Origin of the sequence: Paenibacillus sp. B01 (genome assembly GCF_009649995.1) — a bacterium.
Classification (GTDB): domain Bacteria; phylum Bacillota; class Bacilli; order Paenibacillales; family Paenibacillaceae; genus Paenibacillus_O; species Paenibacillus_O pasadenensis.
Map to the genome: position 1 here is coordinate 358,686 of NZ_CP045802.1, position 16,608 is coordinate 375,293.

Below are 16,608 nucleotides of genomic sequence, written 5' to 3' on the forward strand. Positions count from 1 at the left end.
CATGGCGATAGACATCACCAGGGAGACGCCGGCCGCCCGTCCCGTCCCGATCCCACCCCCGGCCGTCCGGGGGGAGGATGCGGCGGCCCGGCCGCTGCTCGGCCAGTGGGCGATGGTGACCGGAGCCGGGCGCGGCATCGGCGAGGAGATCGCGCGGCAGTTCGCCGCCTCCGGCGCGTCGCTCGTCCTGACCGAGCTGCCGGATCGCTTGCCGCTGCTGGAGGAGAGCGCCGCCGCGCTGCGGCGGGAGCATGGCGTGCAGGCGAGCTGCCTGCCGCTCGACCTGCGCCGATTCGAGCAGATCGAGGAGGCGGCGGCGCGCATCGGCGGCGAGGTTGAAGCGGGCGTGGACTACCTCGTCAACAACGCCGGCGTCAACCTGCTGCAGCCGGCGCTTTCGCTCACGCAGGAGGAATGGGACTTTGTCGTGGACATCAACCTCAAGGGCACGTTTTTCCTGACCCGCGAGGTGGCCAAGGCGATGGTCCGCAAGAAGCGCGGCTCGATCGTCATGATCGCCTCGCAGCACGGCGTCGTCGCCAACGAGAACCGCGCTCCCTACTGCGCCAGCAAGGCCGGACTCATCCATCTGTCCAAGGCGCTCGCGGTCGAATGGGCCAAATACGGCATCCGCGTCAACACGGTGTCGCCGACGTTCGTGCTGACCGAGGCGAGCGAGCCGCATCTGACCGACCCGCAGTTCCTGCGGGCCAACCTGCCCAAGCTGCCGCTGCGCAGGTTCGCGACGCCGGAGGACATCGCCCGCTCGGCGCTGTTCCTGGCGACGGACGCGGCCGGCATGATCACCGGGCACAATCTCGTCGTCGACGGCGGCTGGACCGCCATCTGACGGCGGCAGCGCCTGAGGCGGCTGCCCGACCGGGAGTTCCGTTTCGAGGGTCCGCCACGCATAAGCAGCACCGCAAGCCGGATACCCGGCGAAGCGCATCCATAAGCAGCACCCGAGCCGGATACCCGGCGAAGAGCATCCATAAGCAGCGCCGAGAGCCGGATACCCGGCGGTCAGACGGCGGCGCAGCGCCCGGCCGGATACCCGGCCCGATCAAGCATCGTCCGCAGCGGAGCCGGTTCCCGGGCCTTGGCGCCCGGCGGCTTCCGCGAGGGCGGACGGCGCTTCAAAGCGGCACTTATCCCTATCCATTCGACGCGAGGAGGCGGTTGCGATGTATTTCGGCGTATTCAAGGACCTGAGGAATTTGGGGCTGCCCGGCAGCCAGGATTTCGACCTGTATGAAGGGTACTATTCCGAGTTCTACGAGGCGGTGGCGGGCCGCACGGACTATGACATCCCGCTGCTGCTGGAGCAGGCGGCGGCCCTTGCGGGCGACGGCAAGGTGCTGGAGCTGGCCTGCGGCTCGGGCCGCGTCCTGATGCATCTGGCCAATCGCGGCTTCCAGACGGTCGGCCTCGACCTGTCGGAGGATATGCTCAAGCTGTGCCGTCGCAAGAGCGAGCAGCTGCCGCCGCGCCTGAAGAACCGCATCGAAGTGCGCCAAGGCGACATGACGAGCTTCGAGCTCGGCGAGAAGTTCCCGCTCATCATCCTGTCGGCGACGAGCATCAGCCTGCTGCGCCAGCAGGCCGACCTGGAGCGCATGCTGCAGACGGTGGAGCGCCATCTGGCGGACGGCGGACGGTTCGTCTTCGACTACGTGCTGTCCAACGACATCCACAACAGCCAGCTGCGCGGCGGCCGCGTCAACGGCGTCACGCTCGATCTCGGTCCCGACCACAAGCAGTTCGTGCTCATGGGCGAGGAGGAGAATCTGGACGATCAGAGCGCGGTCATGAATTTTTACGCCGAGGTCATCCAGGGGGACCAGACGAAGCGCTATTTCGGCTCCACGTTCAAAAAATTCTTCCCCGAGCCGGACATCTACGCCAGCATCGAAGCTTCCGGCCTGCGCATCGTGGACACCCGCACGTACAGCGTCGAGGGCGACGGCAACGTGCGCTGCCTGATTCTGGAGAAGGAGGGCGCCCGATGAACGCCTTCGTCACCCTTCTGGGCGGATGGGGAGAGAGCGGCGAGGCCGAGCCGATCGCCGCCGCCCTGCGCGGCCTCGGCGTCGAAGCGCGCGCCGCGTCGGCGTTCGGCGAGATCGATCCCGGCAGCGACCTCGTGCTCGTGCTCCAGGCGGAGCGCCAGGGCGCCGCGTTCAACGCCTACGCCCTGGAGCATGGGCTGACGTGGCTGCCGGTCGCGTTTTCGCATACGGTCGGCCGGCTCGGACCGATCGTCGTCCCCGGCGAGACGGCCTGCTACGAATGCCTGGAGCTGCGCGGACGCGCGAACGGCGTGCCGCCGCTTGCGCCGAAGCCGAGCCGATTCGATCCGAGCTGGTCGATGGTGGCGTCGCTGGCCGTCATGGAGACGGTCAAATGGCTGTCCCGCTCCACGAACAGCTTCGCGCCGCTGTCGCTCGGCCATCAGGTCGAGTTCGACGCCTTTCACCTGCAGGGCGAGGTGAACCCGGTGTACCGGCTGCCCACCTGCCCGTCCTGCGGGCTGCGCCATCAGGCGCGGCTCGCGGCCCAGCCGTGGACCGAGGCCGGGCTGGTGCATCGGCCATGAGCCGCCAGCTGATCCGCCGCTGGAGCGGCGCGGCGGCGGCGTCCCCAAGCGTCGCCAGCCGGCCGCTCGGCCTTGCCCTCGGCCTGACGGAGCCGCTGGCGCGGGCGATCAGCCCGCAGGGCGGCATGGTGCGCAGGCTGATGAGCCTCAGCACCGATCCCGGCGATCCGGCGCTGTTCCTCAGCCTCGCCGCTCCGGCCGATCCGAAGGCGTTCGGCGGCCGCCAGCACGGGCTGATCGACCGGTTCGCCAGCGGCATGGGCTTCACGCTGCAGGAAGCGAACGTCTCGGCGGTCGCCGAAGCGGTCGAGCGCTACTGCGCCGCTTACGTCATGCCGGACCGCACCGTGTTCGCCTCGTGGAGCGAGCTGCGGGCGGAGGCGCTGCATCCGCGCGAGCTGCCGCTGTACACGCCGGAGCAGCACGCGGCCTGGCAGTTCCCCTACCAGCCGTTCACGGAACAGGCGCGCATCCGCTGGGTGCCGGCCGTCTCGCTCGCGACCGGCCGCGAGAAGCTAGTGCCCGCCGCGATCGCGTGGGACTCCTATGTGCCGCAGAGCGACGACGAAGCGGCGATCTGCTTCGGCCTGATGACCGGATCGGCCGCCGGCTCGACGCTCGAGCAGGCGATGATCGGCGGGCTGCTGGAAATCGTCGAGCGCGACGCGTTCATGATGATGTGGTACAACATGGCCTCGCTGCCGCGGCTCGACATCCGGGATCATCCGCTGGCGCGGCCGTTCCGCGAGCTGCTCGACGAGAGCCGCTTCGAGCTGTCGATCGTGGATACGACCGGCGACACCGGCATTCCGTCGTCGTTCGGCCTGCTCCGGACGAACGACGGCCGCGTCAGCTTCGGCGGCTCGGCGCGTCTGTCCATGGAGGAGGCGGTCGTCAAGACGCTGATGGAGATCAGCCAGCTGTTCATCGGCAACAAGGCGCAGATCTACGCCGAGGGACTGCCGTCGCTGCTGCCGCATCAAATTACCGACTACGGCCTGCGGCTTCCGTATTACGAGCAGCCGTTCGCCCATGAGGAGCTGGCCTTCACGGCGGCCTCGCCGCTGCTGCGTCCGGTGCCGCCGGCTCCGGCCGTCGCTTCCGCCTCCGAGGCGGAGCGGCTCGCCTATCTCGTCGAAGCCCTGCAGGCGCGCGGCCTGGAGCCGCTCTGCGTCGACGTCACGACCGACGACGTGCGCGAGCTCGGGCTGCATGTCGTCAAGATGATCGTGCCCGGCACGATCCAGCTGCCGCGCAGCGAGCGCGAGCGGCTGATCGCCAGCCGCCGCATCTACGACGTGCCGGTGGAGCTCGGCTGGCGCAGCTCGCCGATCGCTCCTTCCGAGCTGAACGTCAGCCCGCATCCTTTTCCTTGATTGGCCTCGACCGGCGGCCTCGCGCCTCCCGCGCCTCGGCCGCACCATCAACCCATAAGGGCGTGATTCCATGCAATCCAAGTTCATCGACTGGCGCGCCGACGCGCTCGCCGGCGAAGATTCTCTGTCCCTGACGTATCACCTCAACTCCAGCCATTATCCCCAGCTCGAGGTGCTCACCCGCTCCCGGATGAAAATGCTGCGCAAGCTGTTCGCGCAGATGAACGCTCCCGCCACGCCCGCCAAGCGGTATTTCTCCGCGCCGCATTCCCGGCTGGCGGACGACCCGGAGGCGGAGACGGAGGGCGGCCTGAACGATCATCCCGCGCTGCGCCGGCTGCTGGTCCGCCTGCGCCGCCTGCAGCCGCAGACGGCTCCGTTCGCGGACTTCGGTCCGCTCGAGGAGCTCGGCGGGGCGGCGCTCGACTCGCCGGAGCTGTACATCCTCTCGCGCAGCTCGGCGACGAAGCGGCTGGAGTTGTTCTACTTCCATCCGCATGGCGACTGCCTGCAGGAGCTCGGCGCTCCGGACGAGGAGCGCTGCTCCGCGCTGTTCGATCCGGCGGTGAACGCCGGTCCGCTGCAGGGCGCGATTTTCGTCGCCGCCAACCTGCATCGGTCGCTGCAGCTGTTCGGCGAGCGCGGCTACCGGCTGAGCCTGCTCGAAGGGGGCCGCATCACGGAAAGGCTGGCCGCCTGCTCGGCCGGCAGCGGGCTCAGGCTGCAGCCGGTGCTCGGCTTTTACGACAGCCGCGTGCATCAGCTGCTCGGGCTTGACGGCCAGTACGAGGTCGCGCTGAGCTGCCTGCTGCTGCAGGCCGAGCCGGAGGCTTCCCGATGACAGACCGCACCGAGCCGCTCCCCCTTTCCCCGGGGGAGCTGCCGCTGCGCGTCTCGCCGGATAGCGCGCAGCCGCTATACGCCCAGCTGGAGGCTCAGCTGCGCGAGCTGATCCACAGCGGGGCGCTGCCGGAGGATATGCAGCTGCCCAGCTTGCGGGATCTCGCCTCGAAATTGGGCTGCAGCCTCATCACCGTTCGCCGCGTCTACCTGGATCTGGAGCGGGAAGGGCTGCTGACGATCTCCAAAGGCATCGGCACCTTCGTCTGCCGCAGCGGATCGGAGCGCTCCGCGCGACGGTCATGGTCGCGGGCGCTCGTGCAGGAGTCTTTCCGCAGCGCGGTCGCGACCGGCTCGAAGTATGGCCTGAAGCCGGACGAGATGCGGCTGCTGCTCGAGGAGCAGCTCGAGAGATGCGCCTCGGGACCTGCGCCGGATCCGGGACCTGCGGCAGGCCCGGGCGGCGGCCCTCCGCGTGACGAGCGCCCGCTCGATCCGCGTCCCCTCGACGGCGAGCCGAGCGGCGGTCCGTAAGCGTCCCGGATGCAGAAAGCGGTTCCCGCGCCGGCGCAGGCGGGACTTTTCGGGGGCCGTGTGGAATGGCCTTGCGGTCCTATCCAGCCGTTTCCTTGCCTGCAGGCAGGGAAACGGCTTTTTTCGGCTGTCCGCTCCCAGGGATTGAAGGATATGGATAATTTTCTGTGGAATAAGTCATGGGACCTCATGCACACGCCGTAGTCGCTCACACCTGGGGCATAGGGATCAGATCGGGGGGGGATTTGATGGAGCAGACGATCAGACGGATGGAGCAGGCGATGAAGGAAAGCGTCGAGGCGCACTTCGTGCTGCCGCAGCTGCGCGAGATGGCGCTCGCCTGCCTGGAGCAGAAGCTGAGCGAATCGATGCTGTTCGGCAAGATGACGATGCTGCATTACCGCATGTACAAGGGCGAGGACGACGAGCGGATCTACCGGGCCGCGGCGGCGGTGGAGCTGATGATCCTGAGCCTCGACATGATCGACGACGTGCAGGACCAGGACAATCCGGCGGTCCCGTGGAGCGCGTACCGGCCGGAGATTGCGCTGAACCTGGCGCTCGGCATGCTGATGATCGCGCAGCGGCTGCTGCTCGAGAGCGGCTTCGAGCCGGAGCGGGCGCAGCAGGCCGCGCGGCTGCTCAGCATGCAGGTGCTGACCGCCGTGCACGGGCAGACGCTCGACCTGCTCAACGACATCCCCGACGAGGACGCCTATCTGGCGATGGTCAGCCAGAAGTCGGCGGCGCTGCTCGTCTGCGGCTGCATGATCGGCACCGTGCTCGCCACCGGCGAGTGGAAGGAGCAGGTGCGCGGCTACGCCGAGCAGCTCGGCATCGCCGCCCAGATCAAGAACGACATCCGCGATCTGGCCAACTGGACGGACAAGAACGACTTTTTGAACCGCAAGCTTACGCTGCCGACGCTGTTCCTGCTGCAGGCCGTCACGGACGAGGACCGCTGGGTGATCGACTACTACGAGGGCCGGCTCTCGATGGAGGAGGTCCGCCACCGGCGCGAGGAGCTGGAGGCGATTCTGGAGAAGACCGGCACGATGCTCTACTCGTCGGTCCGCATGCGCACGCATTACTACCGTTTCCTGGAGCTGCTGGAGCAGCTGGAGCTGGAGGAAGGCTGGCGCGACCAGATGCTCGCTCTGGCGGAGTAAAGGGCGGACTTTCCGTGCGGGAGCCGGCTCGGCCAAGTGCGGGCGAATGCTTCGGCGCGGGGGCGAGCCAGCCCGAGTCGGGCGGACTCTTCGGTGCAAGAGAGGGCAACGCCGCCGGCCGAGGGTCTGAATCCCGCCATCCGGCGTATCAGCGGCCCCGCCATCCCGCAGCCCGCCATCTCCGCAAGCAGCCGCATGCGGGGCGCGCAACAACGTTTGCGGCTTTCCCCTAGCTGCTTTTCGTTTCCGACATCCTGGCGCCTTGCTATAGTGGAATTAAGAGATGCGACGCTCTTAAAACCCAATTCGGAGGGATGTACCATGTTGAAAGAAATGATCCAATCTATCGTGAAGGAATCCGGCTCTGTGATGCGAATTCAAATGGGACAGCTTCAACTGGCAGGCCTCAGCGATGCGGAGCAAAGAGCGTTCGTAGACGTGGTGGAGCGCCGGGAGCAGGGGAACGGAGTAAGACTTCTTCAAGCCAGCTATTGGTCGTAAAATCAACATTGAAGAGTAGGTGAACAAGCTGTCCTCCAAGCTGAAATTGATCGGGTTCGTCCTGACGGTCTTGCTCCTTACCCTGTATTTGATCCGAATGATCTCGTTCTACCCGACCATCGGAGTAAACGTGGTCCCGAGCGGGGACGGCTTCTACAGGGTGGAGAGCATTGATTCGGATTCCTGGGGTCAAGGAAAAATTCAGGTAAACGACCGGGTCATCGCCATCGACGGAAAAGAGCCGAACGAATCGTTCCCGGTGCGGACGTTCGGATATCTGGAGCTGCTCTCATCCGTTGAACTGATGCGCGATACTCCTTCGGGAGAACAGCTCGTTGCCTACGAGATTGAGCATCAGCTGAGCGGGGAAAAGCGTTTCTTCAACTTGATACTGCCTTCGCTGACTCTGCTGGTGTTCATCCTGTTCTCCGCTTTTGTCTACAAGCGGAAGCGGGATGATCCGGCAGCCCTGCTGCTGATCCTCTTCTTCCTTAGCGTCGGCTTCGCCTATCTTAGCGCTATCTTGTCGGGAAGAGGGGATTTCGTCGGCCGAATCCTCCTCACCGTATCGTTTGCCGGAGTGCCGCTGACCTTCCTGCTCTTCCTGGACCGCTACTTGCAGCGCTACGGCAAGCGATTCGCCTCGCGGGGCGCCATGCTCCTGATGCGAGCCGGCTTTATCGCGCAGCTGGCCGCACAGGCGGCCGAGCTGACCGGAGCATTGTCGTCCAAGTCGATCTTCCTGATGGCCTACTTCGTGCTCGGCAACGCATACATCATCTACAAGCTGGTCCGCTCGTACCTCGCTCATCGGCAGGATGACTTGAAATCGCTGTTCAAGCTGACGCTGCTCGGCCATCTGGTCGGGTTTCTGCCGTTTCTGCTGCTGTTCGGCGTGCCGCTGCTGTTCGGCGTGCCGATCATCCCGGGGCAGGTGGCGGCGGCGTTCCTGCTTGGACTGCCGATCGTCTACCTGTACATGTTCACGACGCAGCGGCTGTTCGACATCGACTTTTTCCTGAGCCGGTTCTCGTACTACACGATCATCGCCTTCTTCCCGACGCTGCTCATCACGGGACTGGCAGTCGTGCTCACGAACCACCGCCAGCTCGCCTGGGTCGGCTGGGTGCAGCTGTTCCTCGTCGTGTACCTGCTCATCACGGCCTTCCTGTTCGGCAAGGAGTTCCTCGACTACCGGCTGCGGCCGAAATGGAACAAGGACCTGAACAACTTCCAGGGCAGCCTCGACCGCTTCTCCTCGCGCATCTCGCGCGTCATGAAGCAGGCCGATCTCGAACGGGTGCTCGAGCAGGAGGTGCGGTCCATCCTGCCTGTGCGCGAGGTCGCTTTTTTCCGGTATGAGCCGGAATCGGCGCCGCAGGCGCAAGACGCGGCCGAGACGCCCCAGGCGATCGCCGCCCGCGAGCTCGCCGCGAGCGGCCGCCGGCTCGGCGTCGGCGCCGCCGTCGTCCTGTCGACGGGCCTGGCCGTCGTCATCGGGCAGAAGCGCTCCTCCTACCAGATCCTCTGGATCGGAGACAAGACGAACCGCACCAAGTTCAATCCCGACGAGCTCGGGTGGCTCAAGACGCTGGCCAACTACAGCGCCATCGTATTCGAAAACCTGCATCTGATCGAGAATCTGATCGGAGATCTGGAGGCCGAGATGTCCAAGCGCCAAGGAACGCCCTCGTGGGTGCTGCGCATGATTTTCCAGCTGGCCGAGAGCGAGCGGCGCAAGCTGGCTTCGGATCTGCACGACACGGCGCTCCAGGACCAGCTCGTCTGGTACCGCAAGCTGGAGGCGGCGATGCTCGACCACGACATGCCGCCGGAGATGCGCGGCCAGCTGACGGACATCCGCGAGGGGCTGCTGGACGTCATCCATCAGATCCGCGAGACCTGCAACGAGCTGCGGCCGCCGCTGCTCAAGGAGATGGGGCTCGTCGAATCGCTGCGCAGCCTGTTCGAGCAGCAGCAGATCCGCGCGAACTACGCGATCGAGTTCAACGCCGGCGAGCCGCCGGAGTCGCTCGGCGACGAGGAGACGCTAACGCTGTTCCGCATCGTGCAGGAGCTGCTCGTCAACGCGAGCAAGCATGCCCGCGCGACGCTCATCCGCATCGAGCTGCGCGAGGACGAGGGCGGCGTGCGGCTGCGCTACCGGGACGACGGCGTCGGGCTGGCGCTCGAGAAGCTGCAGGATTCGTATCAGCATATGGGCCTCTCCGGCATCAAGGAAAGGGTGCGGAGCCATGCAGGCCGGATCCGGTTCCTGTCGGAGCCGGGCGAAGGACTGGAAGTCGATCTTTGGCTGCCGATCGAATCGGCGGCGCATGAAGGAGAAGATGGGATAGATGAGCGCGATTCGAATCTTGCTGGTTGACGATCACCCTTCCGTAGGCGAAGGAACCAAGACGATGATCGAACAAGACCCGGACATGAAGGTTACGGTTCTGCATTCCGCCATGGAAGCGCTGGAGATCGTCAAGGCGGAGGCCTTCGACGTCATGCTGTTCGATCTCAACATGCCGGTCATCAGCGGCCTGGAGCTGACCAAGCGCCTGATGGCGTCCAATCCGGAGCACCGGATCCTGATCTACACCGGCTACGAGATCAGTCCCAACTTCAATCTGCTGATCGAGTCCGGCGTCAGCGGCTTCGTGAGCAAGACCGCCTCGCGCGAGCAGCTGCTCACCTCGATCCGCTGCGTCCTGCGGGGCGAAGCGATCGTGCCCGTGCAGCTGCTGCGCCAGCTGCGGCGCCGCGACATCCGGCTGCCGCAGGAGCATGGCGAGCGCGTGCTGGAGGAGGTCAGCATCAACGAGCGCGAGACCGAGATCCTGCAGGAGGTCGCCAGCGGCAGCAGCAATCGCGATATCGCGAGCAAGCTGCTCATGAGCCAGCGCACGGTGGAATACAATTTGACGCGCATCTTCGAGAAGCTCGGCGTGCGCTCCCGTTCCGAGGCGATCGTCGAGGCCAAGCGGCTCGGCATCTTGTCGGCGAGCGAGTTCCGGTGAAAAGTGGAACTTTTTCCAGCGGATTCTTTGCTTTTGGGTACCGGAACGTGCTACAATAAGGGAATCGTATAGGAGACACCAGTCGCCTAGGCGAAGAGGGCCGGCGATGCTGCCCTTTTCCGAACGGCGGCTTTTTCTTTTGTTTACGTAAATCCCATCAAGGAGGAATGTTCCATGCAACAAGGTACTGTAAAATGGTTCAACGCAGAAAAAGGCTACGGCTTCATCGAGGTAGAGGGCGGCGAAGACGTATTCGTACACTTCAGCGCCATCCAATCCGAAGGCTTCCGCACGCTGGATGAAGGCCAACGCGTTGAGTTCAACGTCGTTGCCGGCAACCGCGGCCCGCAAGCCGAGAACGTCGTTAAAATCTACTAATTGCCGCGCCCTGCATCAGCAGGGCTTTTTTTCTCGAATTGCCGGCGCCAGGAGGCGGGCTACTTTGAACAGGAGGCGAAGCTCGAATGTATTACTCCCGCAAGAAACCTCAGGCGGAGCTGCCGACCGAGATCACCGAGATCTGGTCCTGCGTAAGCGAGGACTGCAATGGATGGATGCGCAAAAATTTCGCTCTGGACGAAGTGCCGACATGCTTCTTATGCCAGTCTCCGATGGAGCACGCGACCCGCGAGCTGCCGGTGCTGCATGACAACAGCGCTTCCGCGCTGAAAAAGCAGGCTTCCGGCGACGAATAGGCCAGACCCGAAGACAGCCCCGAGCGGGCTGTCTTTTTTTATGCCGCATTCGTGCATGTTTTTCCAGGCGGAAACGTGAGGACGATCACAGTCTCTCCTGCCTCGCGCCTCTACAATGGAGGCAAAGGCTAGCGCGCCACCGAAGGAGGAGCCCTCATGTACGAACAACCGCTGGAGAAGCTGGCGAGGCTGGCTGCGGACAAAAGCCGGATGCAGCGCGAGCGGCCGCTGCGCTATCTCGTGCACTGCATGCTGGCCGGAGCGTATGTCGGCCTGGGAATCGTGCTGATCTTCCTGATCGGCGCGCCGCTGCTGGCGGCGCACTCGCCGGTCGTCTCGCTCGTCATGGGCGCGTTTTTCGGCATCGCGCTCACGCTTGTCGTATTCGCCGGAGCGGAGCTGTTCACCGGCAACAACATGTACTTCACGGTCGGCCGCCTCTCGGGGACGGTCACCTGGGGGGACGCGCTTCGCAACTGGGCGTTCGTGTTCGCCGGCAACCTGCTTGGCGCGCTCGTGCTGTGCGGACTCGTCGTCGGCGCCGGCGTCTTCCACGGCATCGGTCCGGATCATATCCTGTTCGCGATCGCGGCGAAAAAGATGCATCTGGGCTATGCCGAGCTGTTCTTCCGCGGCATCCTCTGCAACATGCTCGTCTGCCTGGCGCTCTGGTGCGGAGCCCGCGCCAAGTCGGAGACGGCGAAGCTCATCCTCATCTGGTGGATGCTGCTGGCCTTCATCGCGAGCGGCTACGAGCACAGCGTCGCCAACATGACGCTGCTCAGCCTGTCGCTGCTGCTGCCGCATCCCGGCACGGTCACGCTCGCCGGATGGCTGCACAACCTGATTCCCGTCACGCTCGGCAACATCGTCGGCGGCGGCCTGTTCATCGGCGCGTCCTACTGGTTCATCAGCCCGGTGCGGCTCGGAGGGAGCGCTCCGCGACCATCTGGCGGCAGCGACGGGCCGAAGCGCCGCCGCCAAGTGCTCTAAAGCGGCAAGAAGCGCCCGGATCCGCATTCCATGCGGGCCGAGGCGCTTTTTTCGATTGGCCGTCCTGCTGCCGCAAACGGCCCGTTGACAGCCCGGGAGGGGTAAGCTATAGTCATACAAATTAAACCCACTATGTAGATGTGATAAATATACTTTGGGGGGCGGCCCATGAACATCGACAATATCGAGGCATTCGTCTACGTCAACCATTACGGCAGCTTCAACAAGGCGGCCGATGCGCTATACCTTTCCCAGCCGTCCGTTACTTCACGCATCCAAACGCTGGAACGGGACCTGGACGCCAAGCTGTTCGAGCGCCAGGCAAAGGGGGTGCAGCTGACGGACACGGGCAAGACGTTCCTTCCCTACGCGCAGCAGATCCTCCAGACGTATCGCAAGGGCAAGCTCCATCTGCAGAAGAAGCCGTCCGTACCTCAGGAGCTGCGCATCGGAAGCACCGTCTCCGTCTCCACCTACATCATTCCGGAGCTTCTGCCCTTCCTCAAGGGCCTCTTCCCCGAGCTGACGTTCAAGCTGATGACGGCTACGACCGACGAGCTGGGCGCGCGGCTGCTCGAGCAGGAGATCGACATCGCGTTCGTGCGCAAGCTGACTCATCCCTCCCTCCGCTCCTATCCGCTCTACGACGATCCGATCCGGCTCTATGTCTACGACAGCCATCCGTTTGCCGCTCGCGGCCGGATCGAGCTGTCCGAGCTTGCGGGGGAGAAGCTGGTGTTCTTCGAATGCGGGTCGCTTGACTGGCTGCGGCTGCATCGGGTGTTCGAGAGCTTGGAGCAGCCGCCGGATATCGTCTGCCATGCCGATCAATCCGAGACGGCCAAAAAGCTCGTGCTTGGCCGCGCGGGCATCGCTTTCCTGCCTGGCGTCTGCATTCGGGAGGAAGCGGCGAAAGGACGGCTCGTGCCCGTCGAGATCGCGGAGACGGCCGGCATCTCCCTGCAGACGAGCCTCAGCGTGCGCAGCGGCGAATATGCCGAGCTGGTGGAAGCGATCCGGAGCTTCCAAGCCTTTTCTATGATCGAATAGAACAAGTCTATTGGCCGGGCGGCGGCAGACGGTGCTACAGTAGACACAGGGTTTAATTCTTACTAATTGCATAGGAATTGTTATGAAATTAATGGCTGAGGAGGAATCAGGATGGGGGAGCTGTACCGGATCGCCGTCGAAAAGGATGCGCCGCGCCTGCAGCAGATCGTCTACGGCGCCTACGAGCAGATCCGCGAGCTGAAACTGAGCTGGCCTGCCGCCCATGCGGATGAGGAATTGATCCGAAGCAACATCCGCGAACATGAATGCTACGTGCTGGAGCTGGACGGGGAGTTGGCCGCGACGATCACGCTGTCGAAGGGCGAGGAGGCGAAGGCGATTACCGACCTGCCCTTCCTGAAATGGTTCGCGGTCGCCCCGGAGCTGCAGAGCCGCGGCGTCGGCTCCAAGCTGCTGTCTTGGGTCGAGCAGGAGGTGCTGGCGCGCCGCTTGGGCGCAGAGGCCGTCACGCTGGCGACTGCGGAGCGGCATCCGTGGCTGCTCTCGATGTACGAGCGCAAAGGCTACGAGCGGTATCGAGCGATCGACTTCGGCAACGGCGACGGGACGATGCATCTGCTGCGCAAACGGCTGCAGCCGCAGCTGCAAGACTAAGCGAACGATTGAAAAAGGGGAGATTCCGATGAACAGACGACTTTCACCATCCTGGACTTATTCGGCCCGGCCGCTGCTGCTGTCCGCCGCGCTGCTCGCGGGGCTGGCGCTGTCCGGCTGCGGAGCCGGAACCAATGCCGATGCCAATGGCGGAATTACGGAGACCGACGCGGCGAAGGCCAGTGCGGCGCCCGGAGCGGAAGGCTCGGCGCAGCCGGCGAAAAAGATCATCGTCGGCACGGGCACGCAGTTCCCTCAGGTGTGCTTCATCGACGCCAACGGCAAGCTGACCGGGTTCGACGTGGAGCTGGTGCGGGAGCTCGACAAGCGTCTGCCCGCCTACGAGTTCGAGTTTCAGACGCTGGAGTTCAAGAGCCTGCTGCTCAGCCTCGAGACGGGCAAGATCGACTTCGCCGCGCATGAGTTCGAGAAAAATCCGGAGCGGACGGAGAAGTACCTGTTCAACAAGGAGCCTTACGCCCATTGGCGCAACAAGATCGTCGTCGCCAAGGACAACAACGATCCGATCGAGTCGCTGGCCGACCTGCACGGCAAGAAGTTCCTGACCTCGCCGACGAGCGCGCAGGCGCAGATTCTGGAAAACTACAACAAGGAGCACGGCGATCCGCTGAAAATCGTCTACTCCAGCGGAGTGGCCAACGATACGGTGAATCAGATCACGAGCGGCCGCGTGGACGCGGCGCTCGCAGCCGACTTCTCGCTGTCGCTGATCGATCCCCAGGGCAAGCTGAAGCGGGTCGGCAAGGCGTTGTCGGAGGCGGACATCTTGTTTGTCTTCCGTAAGAACGAGCCCGAGTCGCAAAAGCTCGCCGACGACATTGACGCCGCGCTCAAGGAAGTGAAGGCTGACGGCACGCTGGCGAAGCTGAGCGAGCAGTGGCTCGGAGCGGACTTCACCTCCGAAGAGGACTAACAGCCCGAGCCGGCTTCGGGAACGAGGAGGACCTGCCGATGGGCGGATTGCCGTTTGACTTTGCCTATGTGATCGACTTCATCCCCAAGCTGCTCGGCACGCTCGGGCTGACGCTGCGGATCATCGCCGGCTCCTTGCTGCTCGGCCTGCTGGCCGGCCTGCTGGCGGCGTTGCCGCGGCTGTACCGGATCCCCGTGCTGGCGCAGCTTTCGCAGCTGTACGCGTCGTTTTTCCGGGGGACGCCGATCCTCATCCAGCTGTTCCTGTTCTACTACGGGCTGCCGGAGCTGCTGAAGCTGGCGCATGTGGACGTAAGCAAGACGCCGGTGCTCGTTTTTGTCATCCTGACGTACGGGCTTCATACCGGGGCGTACGTTTCCGAGACGATCCGCGCGTCGATCCAGGCGGTCGACCGCGGGCAGGTGGAGGCCGCCTACACGGTCGGCATGACCGGCGTGCAGGCGTTCCGCCGCATCGTCGCGCCGCAGGCGCTGGCGATCGCGGTGCCGGTGCTGTCCAACCTGACGCTGGCGCTGCTCAAGGACACCTCGCTCGCCTTCACGCTCGGCGTCATGGAGATGACCGGCAAGTCGCAGACGCTGGCCTCGCTCACGCAGCATTTCGCCGAAGCGTATTTGGCGCTGGCGCTCGTGTACTTCGTCGTCGCATTTGTGCTGGAAAAGCTGCTGAAGCTCGGCGAGCGCCGGCTGCTGCGGCATGAGCGGAGCGGAGATGAGCCGGGGAGCCCTCGCCGCTTCGCGGGCCTGAGGCCGTCCGTGCGGCCATCTCCGATCCAGGAGCTGAAAGGAGGCAACGCGCCATGAATCTGGACCTGGCGTTCATCGCGGAGGCGCTGCTGAAGCTGCTGCCCGCCGTGCCGACGACGCTGCTGCTGACGGCGGTGTCGGTCGGGTGCGGCCTTGCGGCAGGCAGCGTGCTGGCGCTGCTGCGATTTTTCTCGGTGCCGGTGCTGGGCCGGCTCGCCGCCGGCTGGGTGACGGTCATCCGGGGCACGCCGATGCTGACGCATCTGCTGCTGCTCTACGCCGGGCTGCCGCTGCTGATCGACAGCGTGGCCGGTCAGCTCGGCTCGTCGTGGACGTCGGCGCGCATTCCGATGATCGCGTTCGCGATGCTGTCGTTCTCGATCACGGCATCCGCGTACGGCTCGGAGGTGATCCGCTCCGGCCTGCTCGCCGTCAGCCGCGGGCAGATGGAGGCGGCGCTTTCGGTCGGCATGACCGTGCCGCAGGCGCTGCGGCGCATCGTCTTTCCGCAGGCGCTGGCGGCGAGCGTGCCGAACCTGACGAACTTCGTCATCGGCATGCTGCACGCCTCGACGCTCGCCTTTGTCGTGTCGGTCGTCGACATCAACGCGCAGGCCGAGATCGTCGCTTCGACGAACTGGAAGTACTTTGAGGCGTTCCTGGCCGCGGCGGTGCTGTTCTGGGCGATGACGCTCGTGCTGGAGCGGATCGGGGCGGTATTGGAGAAGCGCGTCAGTCGTTACCATCGGGGGGGAGTCGCATGATTCGGCTGAAGGGAATCCGCAAGTCGTTCGGACGGACGGAGGTGCTCAAGGGCATTGACCTGAGCGTGGAAAAAGGAGAGGTGCTCGCGATCCTCGGCCCGAGCGGTTCGGGCAAGACAACGCTGCTGCGCTGCCTGAACTTTCTGGAGCGGCCGTCGGAGGGCAGCATCCATATCGGCGGCTTCTCCGCCGACTGCCGCTCGATCCGCCGCCGGGACATCCACGAGCTGCGCCGCCGCACGGCGATGGTGTTCCAGCAGTACAACCTGTTCCGCCACAAGACGGCGCTCGAGAACGTGATGGAGGGGCTGGTCGTCGCCCGCCGGATGCCCCGGGAGGAAGCGCGCCGGCGCAGCGTCGAGCTGCTGGAGAAGGTCGGGCTCGGCGAGCGGCTGGACGCCTATCCGAGCCAGCTGTCGGGCGGGCAGCAGCAGCGGGTCGGCATCGCCCGGGCGCTGGCGCTCGAGCCGGAGGTCATCCTGTTCGACGAGCCGACGTCGGCGCTCGATCCCGAGCTCGTCGGCGAGGTGCTGGCGGTGCTCCGCCGCATCGCCCGCGAGGGCATCACGATGATCGTCGTCACCCACGAGATGGGCTTCGCGCAGGATGTCGCGAGCCGCGTCGTGTTCATGGACGACGGGGCCGTCGTCGAGGAGGGGCCGCCGGAGGAGCTGTTCCGCAGGCCCAAGGAGGAGCGCACGCGGCAGTTCCTGCGGCGCATCACGCCGGAGGCGACGTATTCAATCTGAAA

Annotated in this window: 19 protein-coding genes; all 19 read left to right on the forward strand. The window is 64.9% G+C overall.

Going from position 1 to position 16,608, the window contains the following annotated elements; genetic code table 11:
* The first annotated feature begins 1 nt into the window (after window position 1).
* The 19 genes from GE073_RS01620 (at window position 2) to GE073_RS01710 (ending at window position 16,606) form a co-directional block, all read left to right on the forward strand.
* On the forward strand, window positions 2-850 hold the full coding sequence (locus tag GE073_RS01620) for an SDR family NAD(P)-dependent oxidoreductase (RefSeq protein ID WP_153782601.1): 849 nt from the start codon (window positions 2-4) through the stop codon (window positions 848-850).
* 334 nt (window positions 851-1,184) lie between these two features.
* Window positions 1,185-2,009 carry a daptide-type RiPP biosynthesis methyltransferase gene (gene mpaM / locus GE073_RS01625; RefSeq protein WP_153782602.1) on the forward strand — a complete coding sequence of 275 codons (825 nt, stop codon included), beginning with the start codon at window positions 1,185-1,187 and terminating at the stop codon, window positions 2,007-2,009.
* Window positions 2,006-2,596, forward strand: a complete 591-nt coding sequence (locus GE073_RS01630; protein ID WP_028599328.1) for a TOMM precursor leader peptide-binding protein — start codon at window positions 2,006-2,008, stop codon at window positions 2,594-2,596. The genes mpaM and GE073_RS01630 overlap by 4 nt, the downstream gene beginning before the upstream one ends.
* A complete protein-coding gene (locus GE073_RS01635; protein WP_028599329.1) occupies window positions 2,593-3,972 on the forward strand; it encodes a YcaO-like family protein in 1,380 nt (459 codons plus the stop codon). The genes GE073_RS01630 and GE073_RS01635 overlap by 4 nt, the downstream gene beginning before the upstream one ends.
* Window positions 3,973-4,042: 70 nt before the next feature.
* Window positions 4,043-4,813 (forward strand): nitroreductase family protein, encoded by a 771-nt coding sequence (locus tag GE073_RS01640; RefSeq protein ID WP_153782603.1) that lies wholly within the window; start codon window positions 4,043-4,045, stop codon window positions 4,811-4,813.
* Window positions 4,810-5,346 carry a GntR family transcriptional regulator gene (locus GE073_RS01645; protein WP_153782604.1) on the forward strand — a complete coding sequence of 179 codons (537 nt, stop codon included), beginning with the start codon at window positions 4,810-4,812 and terminating at the stop codon, window positions 5,344-5,346. Before GE073_RS01640 ends, GE073_RS01645 begins: the two co-directional genes overlap by 4 nt.
* A gap of 248 nt (window positions 5,347-5,594) precedes the next feature.
* Window positions 5,595-6,515 (forward strand): polyprenyl synthetase family protein, encoded by a 921-nt coding sequence (locus tag GE073_RS01650; protein WP_084137366.1) that lies wholly within the window; start codon window positions 5,595-5,597, stop codon window positions 6,513-6,515.
* A gap of 321 nt (window positions 6,516-6,836) precedes the next feature.
* A complete protein-coding gene (gene comX / locus GE073_RS01655; protein ID WP_153782606.1) occupies window positions 6,837-7,016 on the forward strand; it encodes a competence pheromone ComX in 180 nt (59 codons plus the stop codon).
* A gap of 19 nt (window positions 7,017-7,035) precedes the next feature.
* Entirely contained in the window at window positions 7,036-9,402 is a 2,367-nt protein-coding gene (locus GE073_RS01660) for a sensor histidine kinase (RefSeq protein WP_153782607.1), read from the forward strand.
* Window positions 9,374-10,039, forward strand: coding sequence for a response regulator transcription factor (locus GE073_RS01665; RefSeq protein ID WP_028599332.1), 666 nt, complete (start codon window positions 9,374-9,376; stop codon window positions 10,037-10,039). Before GE073_RS01660 ends, GE073_RS01665 begins: the two co-directional genes overlap by 29 nt.
* Window positions 10,040-10,213: 174 nt before the next feature.
* Window positions 10,214-10,417, forward strand: a complete 204-nt coding sequence (locus GE073_RS01670) for a cold-shock protein (RefSeq protein WP_028599333.1) — start codon at window positions 10,214-10,216, stop codon at window positions 10,415-10,417.
* 86 nt (window positions 10,418-10,503) lie between these two features.
* Window positions 10,504-10,734: a cold-shock protein gene (locus tag GE073_RS01675; protein WP_028599334.1), complete on the forward strand. Its 231-nt coding sequence runs from the start codon at window positions 10,504-10,506 to the stop codon at window positions 10,732-10,734.
* 156 nt (window positions 10,735-10,890) lie between these two features.
* Window positions 10,891-11,727: a formate/nitrite transporter family protein gene (locus GE073_RS01680; protein ID WP_052333336.1), complete on the forward strand. Its 837-nt coding sequence runs from the start codon at window positions 10,891-10,893 to the stop codon at window positions 11,725-11,727.
* Between the two features lie 168 nt (window positions 11,728-11,895).
* Complete coding sequence (locus GE073_RS01685; RefSeq protein ID WP_101808384.1) at window positions 11,896-12,777, forward strand: LysR family transcriptional regulator; 882 nt, start codon at window positions 11,896-11,898, stop codon at window positions 12,775-12,777.
* Between the two features lie 111 nt (window positions 12,778-12,888).
* Complete coding sequence (locus GE073_RS01690; protein ID WP_028599336.1) at window positions 12,889-13,392, forward strand: GNAT family N-acetyltransferase; 504 nt, start codon at window positions 12,889-12,891, stop codon at window positions 13,390-13,392.
* A gap of 28 nt (window positions 13,393-13,420) precedes the next feature.
* Window positions 13,421-14,326 carry a transporter substrate-binding domain-containing protein gene (locus GE073_RS01695; RefSeq protein ID WP_153782608.1) on the forward strand — a complete coding sequence of 302 codons (906 nt, stop codon included), beginning with the start codon at window positions 13,421-13,423 and terminating at the stop codon, window positions 14,324-14,326.
* Between the two features lie 38 nt (window positions 14,327-14,364).
* On the forward strand, window positions 14,365-15,150 hold the full coding sequence (locus GE073_RS01700) for an amino acid ABC transporter permease (RefSeq protein ID WP_153782609.1): 786 nt from the start codon (window positions 14,365-14,367) through the stop codon (window positions 15,148-15,150).
* Window positions 15,147-15,857: an amino acid ABC transporter permease gene (locus GE073_RS01705; RefSeq protein ID WP_153782610.1), complete on the forward strand. Its 711-nt coding sequence runs from the start codon at window positions 15,147-15,149 to the stop codon at window positions 15,855-15,857. The genes GE073_RS01700 and GE073_RS01705 overlap by 4 nt, the downstream gene beginning before the upstream one ends.
* Complete coding sequence (locus GE073_RS01710) at window positions 15,854-16,606, forward strand: amino acid ABC transporter ATP-binding protein (protein ID WP_028599339.1); 753 nt, start codon at window positions 15,854-15,856, stop codon at window positions 16,604-16,606. The genes GE073_RS01705 and GE073_RS01710 overlap by 4 nt, the downstream gene beginning before the upstream one ends.
* Window positions 16,607-16,608 lie beyond the last annotated feature (2 nt).

Bases quoted from the DNA above. Each gene is read 5' to 3' on its own strand.
- GE073_RS01685 (WP_101808384.1), top strand. From the start codon at position 11,896: ATGAACATCGACAATATCGAGGCATTCGTCTACGTCAACCATTACGGC.
- GE073_RS01690 (WP_028599336.1), top strand. From the start codon at position 12,889: ATGGGGGAGCTGTACCGGATCGCCGTCGAAAAGGATGCGCCGCGCCTG.
- GE073_RS01630 (WP_028599328.1), top strand. From the start codon at position 2,006: ATGAACGCCTTCGTCACCCTTCTGGGCGGATGGGGAGAGAGCGGCGAG.
- GE073_RS01675 (WP_028599334.1), top strand. From the start codon at position 10,504: ATGTATTACTCCCGCAAGAAACCTCAGGCGGAGCTGCCGACCGAGATC.
- GE073_RS01705 (WP_153782610.1), top strand. From the start codon at position 15,147: ATGAATCTGGACCTGGCGTTCATCGCGGAGGCGCTGCTGAAGCTGCTG.
- comX (WP_153782606.1), top strand. From the start codon at position 6,837: ATGTTGAAAGAAATGATCCAATCTATCGTGAAGGAATCCGGCTCTGTG.
- GE073_RS01700 (WP_153782609.1), top strand. From the start codon at position 14,365: ATGGGCGGATTGCCGTTTGACTTTGCCTATGTGATCGACTTCATCCCC.
- GE073_RS01670 (WP_028599333.1), top strand. From the start codon at position 10,214: ATGCAACAAGGTACTGTAAAATGGTTCAACGCAGAAAAAGGCTACGGC.
- GE073_RS01695 (WP_153782608.1), top strand. From the start codon at position 13,421: ATGAACAGACGACTTTCACCATCCTGGACTTATTCGGCCCGGCCGCTG.
- GE073_RS01680 (WP_052333336.1), top strand. From the start codon at position 10,891: ATGTACGAACAACCGCTGGAGAAGCTGGCGAGGCTGGCTGCGGACAAA.
- GE073_RS01665 (WP_028599332.1), top strand. From the start codon at position 9,374: ATGAGCGCGATTCGAATCTTGCTGGTTGACGATCACCCTTCCGTAGGC.
- GE073_RS01650 (WP_084137366.1), top strand. From the start codon at position 5,595: ATGGAGCAGACGATCAGACGGATGGAGCAGGCGATGAAGGAAAGCGTC.
- GE073_RS01645 (WP_153782604.1), top strand. From the start codon at position 4,810: ATGACAGACCGCACCGAGCCGCTCCCCCTTTCCCCGGGGGAGCTGCCG.
- GE073_RS01710 (WP_028599339.1), top strand. From the start codon at position 15,854: ATGATTCGGCTGAAGGGAATCCGCAAGTCGTTCGGACGGACGGAGGTG.
- mpaM (WP_153782602.1), top strand. From the start codon at position 1,185: ATGTATTTCGGCGTATTCAAGGACCTGAGGAATTTGGGGCTGCCCGGC.
- GE073_RS01640 (WP_153782603.1), top strand. From the start codon at position 4,043: ATGCAATCCAAGTTCATCGACTGGCGCGCCGACGCGCTCGCCGGCGAA.
- GE073_RS01635 (WP_028599329.1), top strand. From the start codon at position 2,593: ATGAGCCGCCAGCTGATCCGCCGCTGGAGCGGCGCGGCGGCGGCGTCC.
- GE073_RS01620 (WP_153782601.1), top strand. From the start codon at position 2: ATGGCGATAGACATCACCAGGGAGACGCCGGCCGCCCGTCCCGTCCCG.